The organism is Galbibacter pacificus (genome assembly GCF_029603165.1).
GTDB classification, from domain to species: domain Bacteria; phylum Bacteroidota; class Bacteroidia; order Flavobacteriales; family Flavobacteriaceae; genus Galbibacter; species Galbibacter pacificus.
This window is the reverse complement of the sequence record NZ_JAQSVC010000003.1, coordinates 507,144-522,255: the sequence shown is the minus strand read 5'-3', so window position 1 is coordinate 522,255 and position 15,112 is coordinate 507,144. Positions and strand designations below refer to the sequence as shown.

The 15,112-nt window shown below is 38.8% G+C and carries 17 protein-coding genes and 1 pseudogene; 9 read left to right on the top strand and 9 right to left on the bottom strand.

Annotated features, from left to right (window positions below; genetic code table 11):
• Positions 1 to 22 precede the first annotated feature (22 nt).
• The 4 genes from PSF86_RS10735 to PSF86_RS10720 form a co-directional block, all read right to left on the bottom strand.
• Positions 23 to 154 carry a hypothetical protein gene (locus PSF86_RS10735; protein WP_277900073.1) on the bottom strand — a complete coding sequence of 44 codons (132 nt, stop codon included), beginning with the start codon at positions 152 to 154 and terminating at the stop codon, positions 23 to 25.
• Positions 155 to 874: 720 nt separating this feature from the next.
• Positions 875 to 1,168, bottom strand: coding sequence for a hypothetical protein (locus PSF86_RS10730; protein WP_277900072.1), 294 nt, complete (start codon positions 1,166 to 1,168; stop codon positions 875 to 877).
• A complete protein-coding gene (locus PSF86_RS10725) occupies positions 1,122 to 1,298 on the bottom strand; it encodes a hypothetical protein (protein WP_277900071.1) in 177 nt (58 codons plus the stop codon). Before PSF86_RS10725 ends, PSF86_RS10730 begins: the two co-directional genes overlap by 47 nt.
• Positions 1,299 to 1,517: 219 nt before the next feature.
• The gene (locus PSF86_RS10720; RefSeq protein ID WP_277900070.1) at positions 1,518 to 2,093 is read right to left on the bottom strand and encodes a hypothetical protein; all 576 of its coding nucleotides are present in this window, start codon (positions 2,091 to 2,093) and stop codon (positions 1,518 to 1,520) included.
• A gap of 203 nt (positions 2,094 to 2,296) precedes the next feature.
• On the opposite strand from PSF86_RS10720, the gene PSF86_RS10715 reads away from it, so the two are divergent.
• From PSF86_RS10715 to PSF86_RS10680, 7 genes are all read left to right on the top strand, one after another.
• A complete protein-coding gene (locus tag PSF86_RS10715) occupies positions 2,297 to 3,514 on the top strand; it encodes a site-specific integrase (RefSeq protein ID WP_277900069.1) in 1,218 nt (405 codons plus the stop codon).
• Between the two features lie 263 nt (positions 3,515 to 3,777).
• Complete coding sequence (locus PSF86_RS10705) at positions 3,778 to 3,924, top strand: hypothetical protein (protein WP_277900068.1); 147 nt, start codon at positions 3,778 to 3,780, stop codon at positions 3,922 to 3,924.
• Between the two features lie 191 nt (positions 3,925 to 4,115).
• A complete protein-coding gene (locus PSF86_RS10700; protein WP_277900067.1) occupies positions 4,116 to 4,628 on the top strand; it encodes an ATP-binding protein in 513 nt (170 codons plus the stop codon).
• Position 4,629: 1 nt separating this feature from the next.
• Positions 4,630 to 5,055: a hypothetical protein gene (locus PSF86_RS10695; protein WP_277900066.1), complete on the top strand. Its 426-nt coding sequence runs from the start codon at positions 4,630 to 4,632 to the stop codon at positions 5,053 to 5,055.
• A gap of 272 nt (positions 5,056 to 5,327) precedes the next feature.
• Positions 5,328 to 5,576 carry a DUF6364 family protein gene (locus tag PSF86_RS10690; RefSeq protein WP_277900065.1) on the top strand — a complete coding sequence of 83 codons (249 nt, stop codon included), beginning with the start codon at positions 5,328 to 5,330 and terminating at the stop codon, positions 5,574 to 5,576.
• Positions 5,573 to 5,995: a type II toxin-antitoxin system VapC family toxin gene (locus PSF86_RS10685; RefSeq protein WP_277900064.1), complete on the top strand. Its 423-nt coding sequence runs from the start codon at positions 5,573 to 5,575 to the stop codon at positions 5,993 to 5,995. Before PSF86_RS10690 ends, PSF86_RS10685 begins: the two co-directional genes overlap by 4 nt.
• A gap of 288 nt (positions 5,996 to 6,283) precedes the next feature.
• On the top strand, positions 6,284 to 6,688 hold the full coding sequence (locus PSF86_RS10680; protein ID WP_277900063.1) for an ester cyclase: 405 nt from the start codon (positions 6,284 to 6,286) through the stop codon (positions 6,686 to 6,688).
• Here the strand turns inward: PSF86_RS10680 and PSF86_RS10675 are convergent.
• Positions 6,683 to 6,910 carry a hypothetical protein gene (locus tag PSF86_RS10675; RefSeq protein ID WP_277900062.1) on the bottom strand — a complete coding sequence of 76 codons (228 nt, stop codon included), beginning with the start codon at positions 6,908 to 6,910 and terminating at the stop codon, positions 6,683 to 6,685. The genes PSF86_RS10680 and PSF86_RS10675 overlap by 6 nt on opposite strands.
• Positions 6,911 to 7,072: 162 nt before the next feature.
• On the opposite strand from PSF86_RS10675, the gene PSF86_RS10670 reads away from it, so the two are divergent.
• Together PSF86_RS10670 and PSF86_RS10665 are read left to right on the top strand one after the other, a co-directional pair.
• Positions 7,073 to 7,321: a type II toxin-antitoxin system Phd/YefM family antitoxin gene (locus PSF86_RS10670; protein ID WP_277900061.1), complete on the top strand. Its 249-nt coding sequence runs from the start codon at positions 7,073 to 7,075 to the stop codon at positions 7,319 to 7,321.
• A pseudogene (locus PSF86_RS10665) lies at positions 7,322 to 7,582 on the top strand (Txe/YoeB family addiction module toxin).
• 401 nt (positions 7,583 to 7,983) lie between these two features.
• Here PSF86_RS10665 and PSF86_RS10660 read toward each other — a convergent pair.
• From PSF86_RS10660 to PSF86_RS10645, 4 genes are all read right to left on the bottom strand, one after another.
• Positions 7,984 to 9,402, bottom strand: coding sequence for a TolC family protein (locus tag PSF86_RS10660; protein WP_277900060.1), 1,419 nt, complete (start codon positions 9,400 to 9,402; stop codon positions 7,984 to 7,986).
• 117 nt (positions 9,403 to 9,519) lie between these two features.
• Positions 9,520 to 10,191: an ABC transporter ATP-binding protein gene (locus tag PSF86_RS10655; protein WP_277900059.1), complete on the bottom strand. Its 672-nt coding sequence runs from the start codon at positions 10,189 to 10,191 to the stop codon at positions 9,520 to 9,522.
• A gap of 75 nt (positions 10,192 to 10,266) precedes the next feature.
• Entirely contained in the window at positions 10,267 to 12,687 is a 2,421-nt protein-coding gene (locus PSF86_RS10650) for an ABC transporter permease (protein ID WP_277900058.1), read from the bottom strand.
• 21 nt (positions 12,688 to 12,708) lie between these two features.
• On the bottom strand, positions 12,709 to 15,108 hold the full coding sequence (locus PSF86_RS10645; RefSeq protein ID WP_277900057.1) for an ABC transporter permease: 2,400 nt from the start codon (positions 15,106 to 15,108) through the stop codon (positions 12,709 to 12,711).
• Positions 15,109 to 15,112: the final 4 nt, after the last annotated feature.

Genomic DNA, 15,112 nt, shown 5'->3' with positions numbered 1-15,112 from the left:
ATTTTCATTGCTGATTTGAAGGTTAACATGACCTTCTGCAACAACTTTCTTCAACCGCAGGCAATTTTATTGTTGCATCGCAAGTGGCTCCAGAATCTCCGGACATATCTTCAGCACCAATTAGTGATTTCATTTGGTCTTCCTGAAGATTCATCAGGGACGTTTTTTTAAGAGTTATCTTCTTTTTTTTCATTTTAATGAATGTTAAGGTTGTTAATTTCGACAGGATCTTCTACAACAGGAGTCATCTACAGCTTCTAATTTTACCGTGGCTCCACAAGTTGCACCCGAATCATCGGACATATCATCTGCCCCTATAAGGGATTTCATCTGATCGTCCTGTAAATTCATTAAGGACTTTTTCTCAAGAGTGATTTTCTTTTTTTTCATAAAAAAGTTTTAGGATTAATAATTAACAAGATCTTCTGCAGCATGATTCATCAACTACTGGTAACTTAATAGTTGCATCACAGGTCGCTCCTGAATCGTTAGACATTTCTTCGGCGCCGATCAGAGATTTCATCTGATCATCCTGAAGATTCATTAGGGATTTTTTCTTTAAAGTGATCTTCTTTTTTTTCATCACATTATTGGATTTAATTAAACATTTAGTTCTACTTCTTGGCCTTCGAAGCAATTTTGTTGAAAATCAACATTTCAAACTTATGCTATGTCATAAATTATTAGATGAGTTTTACCAATGTGAATTTTAGGGGAATACCGTAATTTTTTATATTAGTTCCTGCATTTCATGAACTGATCGTGTGATTAAAAGAAATGTGGCTGTATATGTTTCTGAGAATTTATGCCTTAATTTTACAAAAGTATTGGAATGCAGCAGGTAAAAGGATCACTAAAAATGCCTTTATAAACTTCAATTACCATTAACAAAAAAGAAAGATCTTCTGGTTTTTTGGGATGATTTGTCTATTAATAATAATACCATTAAATAAAATGAAACTTTCAAATGGTTGTATGCAAAAGGCACAATATCCTGTTGAAGCGTATCTTTATAAATGAACCGTTGCTTTTGGTCATTGTCCATGGTGAAATTTTCAAGCTTTAGGAGTTCTTGTTCAACGCTTAACCATTGTTCCCAATCGTTCACCGTAATCGCAATATCAAGATCGTAAGTTAAGCGTCCGGACTGCATATGGTGTAATTCCATAATGATATCCCGTGCGGTGGCACCGATTACAAAAAGAAATACCTGCTTCTTTGTAATATTCTATAAGTTCCAACAAAATAGGTTTTAATAGCGGATGCGTAAATTTCCCGCTAGATATACGGTAGTTCATTCTCTAGTATTTTTTTGCGGTCTCTATATTTCTTCCATAGCCACTATTTATTAAATCTGCATATACTAAAAGTGGGGGGGGCGGCTTGGTTGTTCGTATTGTTATCTTTCCAAAATTTTTGCAAGATTTCAACGGTACCGGTTTCACTTGGAATTAAACGTAATGTTTTTGCGACTTGAGAAAGTTCTAAATCTGTAAATAGGGTAAATTGCTCAGGTCTTAAATTGTCTGTATAAAGCCCCCTCCAGGTTCACCTCCCCAAAGGATAGAACCATTTTCTGAATGTAAATCTATAGTGTGCCAGTTTTTTAGTTGTTCCTGATCTATAAAACGCATTCGTTTTCTGAGAATTCGAGGTCTAAGGGTTGCATTAAAATCGACCACCCAACGTTCTAATAATTCTCTTTTATTTTTAAGAACTCGTTTATTACTTGTTTTCAATAAGTAATTTAAGGCTTCTAGTTCGCCCATTACATTGCTTACCGATCCTATGGACACATCAGCTAGTTCCGAAATTCTTCTGTAAGAATCATGGAGGCTTTCGGGCTTATTTAATAAATGAAAAATAATTTTTAACCCTGTTTCTTGAAAAGCTCGTGATTGATTTGTCTTGTCTTTCTTTGTGTTCTTTTGACCTTCTACGAAGATCGTTAAATCATTATGCCTTATAAACGCATTGCCGGCAACATCGATATAATTAATCCCACGTTCCTTCAGTTCCTGAGCTACTTTTTTTGAAATATATTCAGCTATTAAATATAATTTTAAACCGCAAATGAATCGCTGCTTAACCAATCTAAGTAACTATGTGTACACAACAAAATATTTAGAAATATACCTTTTTTAGGAGTTTTTTAAAATAGGGATTTTCGGAAACTTATAAAATTGTAATATGCTTATTATCAATATATTGATAATTTTTGTGTTTAAATCAATACAGAAAGCATCAAACTTTTGTTTGCAAATGGCGTGCAAATTTTTTCAGTAACTTGTTGCTTATGAAAACATTTTTATCACTCACACTAGATACGCGAAGATGCAAAATGGACGGGACTTTTCCAATTATTTTGCGGTTGACCCATCACCGAAGAAGTACTTCGATAGCCACCGGATTTTCAGTGAAGGAAATGTACTGGGATTCCAGAAAAAATGAAATCAAAAATAAGTATGAGGGGACCGAGTCGGTAGGAAGGCTTAACAATCTTTTGCTGAAAGAGAAAGCAAAGGCCGCCGATATCATAAACAAGCTTCACGATAAAGGGATGCTGAACTATATGTCCATCAATCAGGTGAAGTCCCGAATAACAAGAAGCGATGCGTACAGTTCCTTTTTTAAATTCGGGGAGGCCAAGGTCAGGGAACTTAATGAAATGCAGCGTTATGGTTCTGCCAAGGCATACGGTGTGCTGTTATCGGTGCTTAAGAATTTTACCAAGGGAAAGGATGTTAAGTTCCATGAGGTGAATTATGAATTTTTAATACAATTTGAAAAACACCACCTCTCCAAAGAGGGCAACTCGATCAACGGCGTTGCTTGCTATATGCGTACCTTAAGGGCCATCTATAACAAAGGGATCAAAGAAGGACTTATCGAACGGGAGGCCTACCCTTTTTACCATTATAAAATCAGAATGCAGCCCACACAAAAACGGGCCTTGCCCCTGGAGAGCATCCGTAAGATTATGCAATTGAAGACCAGAAGGGGATCGGCTATCTTCCATTACCGGAATTTCTTTTTAATATCCTATATGCTGTACGGAATGTCCTTTGTGGACCTGGCTTTTTTAAAAAAGAAGAACATCGTAAACGGACGGGTTCAGTTTCGCAGAAAGAAGACCTCTAAAATCTATGACATCAAGATCTCGGGCCAGTTGCATGAAATCCTTAAGTATTACCTCGAGGGCAAGAAGAAGGAAGATTTTATCTTTCATATTATAAAGCGGACGGATTTAAAAGCGCAATATAAGGATATCATGTGGGAGCGCCACCGTTATAATAAAGGGCTCAAGATCATAGCCGGGAAATGTAATATAGAACACAGGCTTACCTCTTATGTGGCCAGGCATAGCTTTGCCACCCAGGCGATGCTCCAGAACATTCCTTTGGAGGCTATTTCGGCGATGATGGGGCACAGTAAGTTGAACACCACGCAGAGATACCTAAAATCACTGCCCACGGATATTTTAGATCAGTATCATGAAAAGCTTGAAATATAAGTTTTCAATATTTTAGTGAACAGCAACATCAATAATGGGGACAGCCCTGTGCGGCCAGTGACCTGGTACACTTTAGGCAACGTATTGGTGAGCCCGGGATAGCAAAAATCCTGAAGCATTTGATAGACAGGCGCGGTAAGGACAGGCCACCCGTGTGAGTGTAGATAGCACCGCTCAGGAAAAGAACATCACGTATCCTACCGATGCCAAGTTTTACAAAAAGATTATCGACCAATGTATGAAAAAGGCAAAAAAGGGAGGATTTGTTTTACTCAGCAGCTTCAGCCGATTTTGGACTGATCACCTTGGTCCATAATGTACGTAGGCTGTCCAATAGTAAAATCGACTTACAGCAACTGATCGTAGCACTGTTTTTAATCTCTAAGGAGCTTATAAAAGCCTCTATATGACTAGAATAAAGCTTTTACTGAATCGCAATTAAGCAAAACATCACACACAAAACGGCAGGAGGCTATATCACCAAATTTATAGAAGCAGGATTAATACATAGAGAAAACACAATAACTATCTTGTAGTTGAAACCAAATAAAAATTTATTAAATTTGCATATCGCGAATCGCGAATCACAAATATATAGGTAATGAAAAAACATAGTGGAATGCGACCTCATGACATAGTTATATTATTGAAAATTATAGCCAAAGGAAAGGAACAATGGTATATGAAAGATATAGCTAATGAACTTTATATAAGTCAAAGTGAAGTAAGCGAGTCCTTAAACAGAAGTATGATGGCAGGTTTAATCGCAAGTAATAAGAAAAGAGTACTAATGTCAGCAGTTCAAGAGTTTGTATTTTTTGGCCTCAAGTATGTGTATCCGCAAAAACCCGGAGCAATGGTAAGAGGTATAGTTACGGCTCATAGTGCGATGCCTTTGGTAAATAAGATTCAAAGTAACCAAAATTTTGTTTGGCCATATAGCGAAGGGAGTCAAAGAGGTTTTTCTGTTGAACCGTTACATCCAAATGTTCCAAAGGCTTGTTTAAAGGATGTAAAACTTTATGAATTATTATCTTTATTAGACGCTATACGTTTAGGTAGTGTAAGAGAACAGAAAATGGCTATGGATGAATTAAAAGAGAGACTTAATTAGAATGAAAAATACCATCATAAATAGAAAAGTTATCCAAAAGGTTGCTAAAGCTTTAGGAGACCTCAATAGTCAAGTAATTTATGTAGGAGGAGCAACAGTAAGCCTATACATTAATGACCCAGCAGCAGATGATGTACGTCCTACAAAGGATGTTGATATCAGTATAAAAGTAGCTTCCGTAGCTCATTTAGAAGAAATAGGGGAAGAACTATCTAAAAGAGGTTTTAAACAAACAGCCGATTTAGATGTTATATGTCGTTTTAAATTTGATGATGTTTTGGTTGATGTTATGGCAACGAAACCTGTAGGTTGGGCACCAGCTAATCCTTGGTTTGAAGACGGCTTTGATAATCTACAACAAGTAGATATTGATGGTTTAACCATTCAAATAATGCCATTGAATAATTTAGACGAAGCAGTTTGTTGAGTTTCCATATCTTTTGATTTTAGTGAATCTTAAAGATATTCGATAGGCTCTTTTTCATAGATGCTAACCGTAATTACGGCGTACTGACTGTAAATGTCAGCACGCTCGGAAATAGACAAAAGTCGGTGATTTTAGTTATCTTAGTTTTTAACCAATCCGCAACTGATTGTTATAAGACAGTTGGGTGTAATTAAAGCGCACATCAAAAATCATTGACAAAACAAATTATACGGATTATTTTATTATATTTGTACGTATAAATTAATTTTGTTATGGATACTAAATTAACACTAAAGCTTGATCAACATATTATTGAAAAAGCTAAAGCGTATGCTTCTAACAAAAAAATGAGTTTGTCTCGTATTGTAGAAGCCTATTTACAATCTTTGACTTCTGAAAATGACCCCGCTAAGTTCGAAATTTCACCTTTCGTAAAAAGTATCACAACCGGAACTGAAATTCCAGTTGATTTGGACTATAAAAAAGAATATTCTGATTATTTATTTGAGAAATATAAATGAGCAAAAGGATTTTTATAGATACAAATGTGATGTTGGACTTTTTAGGGGAGCGCAAACCTTTTTACGAACCGATTGCAAAAATCGCAACCTTAGCTGAAAAAGAGAAACTAACAATGGTTGTTTCGCCTATTTCGTTTGCTACAGTTAACTATTTTCTAGCAAAATTTGAGAACGGAAAAATAGCGAGGGAAAAACTAAGAAAATTTAAGATAATCTGTGAAATATGCTGTCTCGATGAACAAACGATTGAAAAAGGACTCAATTCTTCGGTTAAGGATTTTGAAGATGCTTTACAATATTTCAGTGCAACAGAATCAGAATGTGAAATAATAATAACAAGAAACGGAAAGGACTTTAAAAAATCATTATTACCTGTTATGACGGCAGATGAATTTTTAAAATTTTTGGATAAAAAATAACTACACCCAATAACTAGAACACCGGCTATAGTTATCATTGCTTCTGACTTTCCTCTCGGAAAGTCCTCGCGGATTTTCCCTCAACGAGCCATACACGAGAAACATCGGCGGTAATTTGGCAAAACTTAAAAACCTAGAGCCTAAGAATTAATTTTTTACTATGAACTTTTTTAAAACAATAGAAGTGAAATTATTGATTTTATTCATATCTGCACTTGATTCTATTAGTTTCGTGCCAAGAAAAAATCACAAAAATATTGATTGTCAAATAGAGAAAATACGAACAATATGAGTACAGTGGATAAAAATAAAGCTTCCGTTTTAAAATTCAATAAAGAATTTTTGGAACAAGGAAATTTTGAGGTTTTGGACGAAATTATAGCAGATGATTTCATTAACAACACAGCGCCCAAAGGCGTTCCTAATAATATAGATGGACTGAAACAAGTTGCTTCAATGCTACATAAGGGGTTTTCGCATTTTGACATTGAAATTCTCGAGCAAATTGGTGAAGATGATATTATTGCCACGCGAAAAATGATTCACGTAATTCACACAGGTGAAATTATGGGACATAAGCCCACAAATAAATCTGTGACTTTTAATGTGATGGATTTTGTAAGATTACGAGATGGAAAATATGTAGAGCATTGGGGACAAAATGATATTATGGAAATAATAGAAAAACTATAAAAAACTACCGCCAATAATGGCACCTATTTCTACAAAAGGCACCCTATTCAATTGAAACGTATCTTTATAAATGAACCGTTGCTTTTGGTCATTGTCCTTGGTGGAATCTTCAAACTTTAGGAGTTCCTGCCCAACACGTAACCATTGTTCCCAATCGGTCACTGTAATCGCAATATCAAGATCGTTAGTTAAGCGTCCGGACTGCGCATGGTGTAATTCCATAATGATATCCGTGCGGTGGCACCGATCACAAAAAAAAGAAATACCCGCTTTTTTGAAAAATATTCAACTCTATTCGGTAGCCGGCCATACATACACGAGTTCCATCCCTAAAAGCAAGCTTTTAATACGCACTTGTTTAAGTACTTTTATCATCTTTGTATTATGGAAACAGTAAATTATACGGACTTTCGTTCAAATCTGAAGCATTGGTTCGATAAGGTAATCAATGATGTTAGCAATGTCATTATCAAGCGCAAAGACGGTAAAGACCTTATTTTGGTATCATTGGATGAACATAATTCATTAAAGGAAACTACCTACCTGCTTACTGGAAAGAACAGGGATGTATTATTAAACGCTATCAAAGAACTGGAAGCAGGAAATGGGATGGAAAAAGGCTTGATGGAATAGATGCGATTAATTCGGTCTACTTCTTCTTGGGAAGATTATTTGTATTGGCAGAAAGTCGATAAGAAAATAGTAAAATGGATTAACGAACTGATTAAAAGCTGTATGCGGACACCTTTTGAGGGTATTGGAAAACCCGACGCTTTAAAGGGCGATTTATAGGCTTATTGGTCAAGACGAATCACATCGGAACATTGATTGGACTACAAATATGTAAACGAGCAGTTATTGATTGCAGCGTGTCGTTACCATTACGGAAAATAATCTCCGGGATAGTAAAATCCAAACCGCTCATACTTCAAGGAGCGTTCTGTCTATTTTGTACTTCCCGAGCCACGCAGGAAAGGCACCGGCTTTTGTAAACAAAATCAAAAATATGGGAGTAAATACCATTGAACCGCGATGGGTGGGTCTTGTCAAAGACCTAATCAAGGGCAGGTTCCAGAACACAGAATTAAGAAAGCGGTCTGTTTTACCTCGTAATACCGTTTTGATATGGGAAGTTTAACAACAAAACTTACGGGACGCTCAATCGGCGCTTGCCTATCATTTTTAAAACGGATGATTTCCAATGTGCTGCCACCCCAAATCATCCGCTTTAAAAACGGCTTTATCGGTCTTTGATTATGCCGTGTTATACTAAATGTTTAGCGAACATTTAACCATCATACGCCTCTGTAATATTCCAATACCCGAACCCTTAATAAATATTCATATTTGGCATTGGATAAATTGATCATGGCATTATCCATATTGTTTTTACTGGTGAGGTAGGCTACGATATTGGAAACTCCATTATTGAATCGGATTTCATTAATTCGAAACGATTCATCAAAGGCCTCTGATTGTTTTTTATAGATGTGGTACCGTTCGAGCGCCGATTCCATTTTTATATACGCCTGCTCAATAGCATTTTTAAATTGAAGTGTGGTGCTTTGCAGGTCTATTTTAGCCGCTTCAAGCTTTATCTTTTCCAGGGCCACGTTATTTTTTGATTGAAATCCGTTTAATAGCGGAATCGTAACGGCAACCCCAAAAGAGGTATAGACATTATTTTTAATTTGATCCATATAACGGATGTCCTCTCCAAAAAAAATTGTTTCATTCGTCAGTACCGGATAGTCGGTACCATTCACGGTAACGAACCCGCCGGTTTCTGCTATTGAAGTACCTGTTTCCGTAAAGAACTGGGCAGCGCTTGAATAATTAGTGTTTAACTGACCGAATAGGGAGATTTTGGGAATGTAGCCGGATCTTGCTGCTTTTATACCACTTTCGGCGGCATCTAACCGAAATTGTTTTGCTTTAAAGGTCGCCATGTTTGCCAAAGCATCGGAGAATACTTCATCGGCGGTATACGGATATTCCTTAATGATGTCGGTAACGGGTATCGAAACAAAATCAACATCGGTGTCCATAGCGGTATTTAATAACTGAAATAGGTTTAGTTTGGCTTCTTTTAAGCTGTTTCGGGCATTTATCACACTGGTCATATCCAAAGCAAGTTGCCCCTGCATATCGGTATAATCGGCGGGGTTGCCGAATTCTTCTTCGTACAGGGACTCCAATCGCTTTAATTGATTTCTGGTAGTTTCCAGTCGGGATTTCGCCAACGTTAACAAATCCCGGTTGTTTAAGATCTGAAGATAGGTCAGGGTTACCTCCAAAATTAAATTTTGCCTTTGTTCTGCTACCTCCATTGCTGCGGCATTTAAACTATATCTTCTTTGCCGGATGCTGTTTAAAAGCCTAAACCCGTTAAAAACGGTAAAGTTAAGGTTCAGTCCGGCATTGGAAAAGGTTAACTTTTGATCCACATAATCATTGGTATAGGGGTCAATACTGCGCCCGTTACTAACCCCTAGATTGTAATTGGCATTCAAGGTAGGCAACAGGGCCGCTTTTGATTGGTTGAAATTAACCTGTGAGGCATCTTTTGATAACGTTGATTTTTTTAAGTCCAGGTTATTATCCAAGGCCATTTCAATACAATATTCCAAGGTCAAGGGCGCTTGCACCTTCTCTTGCGCATACAGTTGAATGCCCATGAGGATGCCTATATAAATAATATGCTTGTTTATCATGATTTTTATTATTTTGTTTAAATAAATGCATGAAAAATGCTTCTTCCGTTGGGTTTCAACAGAAGTACGATGAGATGAGCGCATACAACGAATGAAAAATGTATGTTCCCAAATTGGTTATTTGCTTATGATTCTTCCATCTAATAATTCAAGGATTTGCGAGCCGTAAGCAGCATTTTTTTCGGAATGTGTTACTTGTACGACCGTAACACCGTCTTCTTGGTTTAACCGTTTAAAAAGTTCCATGATTTCCGCTCCTTGTTTTGAATTAAGGTTTCCGGTGGGCTCGTCGGCCAGTAAAAGTTTTGGTTTGCTTATCAATGCCCGGGCAACACCTACCAATTGCTGTTGGCCGCCACTTAATTGAGCAGGAAATAAATCTTTCTTTCCGACGATATTAAAGCGGTCCAACATATCGGATACCAGTGCTTTCCTTTCAGGGGAACTCACTTTTTTATAAAGTAACGGGGTTTCTATATTTTCATAAACGGTGAGTTCGTCGATTAAATGATAGGCCTGAAAAACAAAACCGATATGCTCCTTGTATAACCGCGACCTGTATTTTTCTTTTAATTGATGCACGGGCTGCCCGTTGAAATAATAATCCCCTTCATCGAAAGTATCGAGCATTCCCAAGATATTAAGCAAGGTGGATTTTCCTGATCCGGAAGGTCCCATGACCGAAATAAAAGCGCCTTGCTCGATTTTGAGGTTGATGTCTTTCAAGAGAAAGAAACGGTTCCCCCCGGAGTTTACCCATTTAAAAATATTTTTAAGTTCTATTAGCATGTTTTATTTGATTTTAATGTTGTTATTGGTGTTTTGACTTTCGGCTATCGGTATCCGGGGCTTTTGCCACGCCCCTTATTCGGTACGTAAACTTTTTGCAGGGTTTTGCAAGGCCGCTCCGATGGTTTTAGTGCCGATGGTTGCAATGGCAATAACCAACACAATACCACCGGCAAAAAGGAAGGTCAAAACACTTAGGTCTATTCGGTATACGTATCCTTGTAACCATTGAAAACTAAACCACCAAGCTAGGGGGGCGGCAATTAAAAAGGCTATCCCGACCAACTTTAAGAATTCCTTGCCCAACAGGATGGTAATTGTAGCGACACTCGCTCCCACGACTTTTCGGATCCCGATTTCCTTCCTTCGTTGATTGACCACGAGCAATGACATGGCAAACAGCCCCACACAGCTTAAAATGACAGCTAGAATGGAACCACTACCGATCATTTTGGTCATCAAACGTTCCTTTATGAGGGTGCGGTCTATATTTTCATCCAGAAAAGAGCCCAGGAATTCGGCATTGGGCTCAATTTTTGCCCAAGCTCTTTCTATTCGGTCCATGGATTGCAAAGGATTGCTGCCCGATACTTTAACATACACATTACGCATGTTCCATTTGGGGTTAAGAAACAGCGTCAGGGGCGCAATGGTTTTATCAAAACCTTGGAAATTAAAGTCCTTGACCACCCCGATTACGGAATAACGCACGGTGTCATTGAGAATTATATGTGCCCGTAAGGGGTCTTTTTCCTGTAACGCATCTGCCATGGCCTGATTGATGACCAGTCCCAAACTGTCACTTTTATGGTCCCTGCTGAAAGAACGCCCTTTTAAAATCTGCAAATCCAGGGTTTCTGTATAATCATGATCTACGATCAGGATATTGGTAGTCACGCCGCGCCCTTTGTAATCAAACCCCATTGCGCTGGTAGAAGATGTGCCGTCTTTCCCTAATCCTAAAATATTATTGGATGCCGTGATGTTGACAATCCCCGGGGTATTGGCAAGTTCATTTCGCAATAACTGCATCGCTTGGGCATCTTCTCTTTTTCCGTTTAGCGGAAAGGCAATGACCTGTTCTTTGTTAAAGCCCACATCTTTGCTCCGCATATACTCCAGTTGATCCCATAAGATCATGGTACCACTGATAAGGAGAATGGTAATTCCGAACTGTACTATCAAAAGGCCATCCCGCAAACGGTTTTTACCGGAGGCCTCCATTTTTCCCTTCAAACTCTGAAGGATGCCTAGTTTGGTCATGAACAGAGCGGGATAACCTCCGGCAATAAGGGTAATTACCACAACCCCTGTAAAAAAGGCAAAAATGGTCAACGGGCCCATTACATTAGTGAATGAGGCAGCTGTTCTAAAAACGGTTTGGAACTGTCCGCATAATAAATGGGCCAGCCCTATTCCCATGAGAACAGCCAACGAATAGATCAGGACACTCTCTCCCCAAAATTGAAAGAAGAGCTGAAACTTATTTGCCCCCAGGGTTTTTCGCATCCCTATCTCCCGAAGCCGTCCGGAACTTTTGGCAATGCTCATATTAATAAAGTTGGCACTTGCAATAAAGAGTATCAAAAAAGCAATGCCTAAAACCAGATAGGGATATAAACGGCTGGTCCTGGCAGTACCGTTTTTTTCGGTTGCAAAATGGATGTCTTTATAAGGTAAGAGCCGTTGTTGGATATATTGCCCATTCGTATCGGGCAGCACCCCGTCCCTTTTAAGATCGTTGATAAACTTCTCACGATGCAATGCCGTAAAACTTCTGGTGGCCTTTTCAAATTGCGATGGTTTTACCCCTTCGGAGAGTTTTAGATAAACCCTGTGATTGGATTTTTCCCAATTAGTTAGGTTATCGGCATATACAAAATCGGACTGATTTTTAAAGTTTAAGGCCAAATGGAACCGCATGGTGCTTTGCGTAGGAATGTCTTCTAAAATGGATGAAATGGTATAAGGCCGTTGCCGTCCTTGCTGTAGGATATTGACCGTTTTTCCCAAGGCATTTTCTTCCCCGAATAAGGTTTTAGCCGTTTTTTGGGTAATAACAATGCTCGATTCATCTTCAACTAAATGCTGCTCGTTCCCTTTAATTACCGGAAAACTAAAAATGGAAAAAAAGTCGGGATCTACATAGGCGGCTTCCATCCTTAACTGTTTATCCCCGTAAGTTACCAGTACATTGCCTCCATTATATTTGGTGATTTTTTCAACTCCCGGTACTTCTTTTTGAAGTGCCAGTGCAAAAGGAATCGGTTTGGCAGTGCTCACTTCGGGACCGTCAGGGGATTGCGCTGTCGTGTAGACATTATATATGCGGTCGATATTTTCATGGAAGCGATCATAAGAAAGCTCGAAAAGGGCATATACACTTAATAAAATGGCTACGGTAAAGGCCACAGTAAGCCCTAACATATTAAGTCCGGTAAAGGTTTTATCTTTCCAGAGGTTCCGTAGGGCTATTTTAAGATAATTCTTGATCATACTGCTTCGTTTTTTGATGTTTTACTCGGTTCTAAGGTTTTGCGATGGTTTTTCAAGAGCGGCCTTGAGGGTAAGGAAGCTCATGGTGATCATGGCGATGCATACAATGATTAAACTCCCAATAACAAATACTTTCCCGCTTAAATCGATACGGTAAACATAGCCTCTGAGCCATTGATCCAATCCGTACCATACCACAGGAACCGCAACTAATACGGCCAGAATAATTAGCAGGATTGCCTCTTTTGAAAGCAATACTAAGATCTGGGTTACGGATGCCCCCAGTACTTTTCGTACACTTATTTCTTTAACCCTGTGTTGAACCATGTACATTATCAGACCGAAAAGCCCCAGACAGGATAAAAGGATAATGATACCTCCAAAGACCTGTATAAAGGTTTGCAATTTTGCTTCCGCTCTGAACTCTTTCTCCAAGCCGTCTTTCACCCAAGAGAGGTTAAAACTGTTGTTGGGATAAAATTCTTGGTAGGCAGCCTTGACTTTATTGATGACACGCGTAGAGGCCCCCGAAGATAATCGCATCAATAAATACCCGGAATGTGCATCTTTCGATAAGGAAATAACCGTTGGCAGCATCGGACTTCTCAGCGATTGATTGTGAAAGTCCTTCACAATGCCAACCGGAATGGCATCCAAGTGCTTATTGGGCTTATTCAATTCAGCAATCCCGAATCGCTTTGCGGTAGATTGTGTTATTAAAATTGGATTAGCAATGGGATTTGCTACGGTATCATTTTCAGAAGTATTCGAAGGGCCGCCAAGAGAAGGGTCGTCCAGATTTCGCCCTTGAACAAGGTGTAATCTTAGGGTCTTTGATAAATCCTTATCGCCGTTTATAAACCATACCTTTACTTTGTTATTGGAATTCATGGGGTCTTCCATTTCCATGCTGCCCGTTCCACCGTTTTCGGGAAGGTACCACCGGGAAATACTGACCTGTTCCACCTCCGGTATTCGTAGCAGTTCATTTTTAAAAAATGCGGCCTTGCTGCCATATTCGGTATAATCAAGCCTGACTAAGTTTTCCGCTTCATAGCCCAAATCTTTACCGAATAAATAATTCATTTGTTCATGAACGGTCAGGGAAGCAATCAAAACCCCCGAAGTAATGGCAAATTGCAAAATCACCAATGTTTTTTGAAAGACCACATTTCTTCTCTTTACCTCATGTCCTTTACTGACGGTTACATGTGGATCCGGTTTGGAAAGCAGTATGGCAGGGTATATTCCGGTTATGACACTTAACAGGAATAATGCAATGACACTCGTATAAACGGAAGGGGCGTGATTCAATAAATTCATGGAAAGCGGATGCCCTATAAAAGATTCCACGATCGGTAATAAAAACAGATACAGCACAAGGCTTGCACAAAAACTGATGAAAAAAAACAAAACAGATTCACACAGATACTGTACAAACAGCACCTTTCTGTCGGCACCTAGAATTTTACGAACTCCGGTTTCTTTGGCACGGACGTCTATTCTGGCGGTTGTCAGGTTAACGTAATTAATGCAGGCAATCAAAAGTAGTAAGATGGCAATCCCGCTGAGGACCTGGAGGTGCATTAAATTTCCCTTTGTCTTTTGCGAAGTGATGGCCTCGGATTTTAAATACACCTCTTGTAACGGCTGAAGGGAAAATTCCAGATTCCAGCTCGTGCCCTTCATTTTCTGGTAAAACCAGGTGTTTAACTGCTTGGCGACTTGCGTGGGCGATGCATCATGACGGAGCAGGAAAAATTGTTGGGCCCAGGTACTTGCCCCCCTTGGATTTAAAACATTATTGCCGGGATTTAATTTCTCCACAACGATCGCCTCTGATTGAAAAAAGGAATTTGTGGGCAATGTTTCTATAACGCCTGTTATTAAGTAATTTTTGGCTGTTTCATAATTGGAGACACTTTTAATGACCTGACCCACCGGATCGGTGTTTGGAAAAAACTGCTCCTTTAATTTTTGCGTAATAATTAAATTGGGATAGCCCTCTTTATAGACGCTGGGATTTCCGTTTAGCACTTTAAAGTTTAAGAGGTCCCATACCGTTTCCTCGGCATTGAGATACGTAATGGAAGTTTCCCCTGTTTTATTGAATTTAAATGCGCCCTCCTGGCTAACCATCCTGCAGTAATTTTCAAGTTCTGGAAAATCTTGTTTAAATTCCGGAGCGATCGGCACGGGTGCATATGCGGTCTTTGTATTGAAATTTTTATCCGTTGTAATTAAGCGGTAAATCCTGTTTGATTTTGACCAATTTCGATCATAGCTCAGTTCATTCAACACTACCGTAGCAATCAAAAGGCATGAGGTTAACCCCAAAGACAACCCGATAATACAGATCAAGGAATGGGTTTTGCGCTTCCATAGGTTCCGCCAGGCTATTTTCAGATAATTCTTGATCATACTG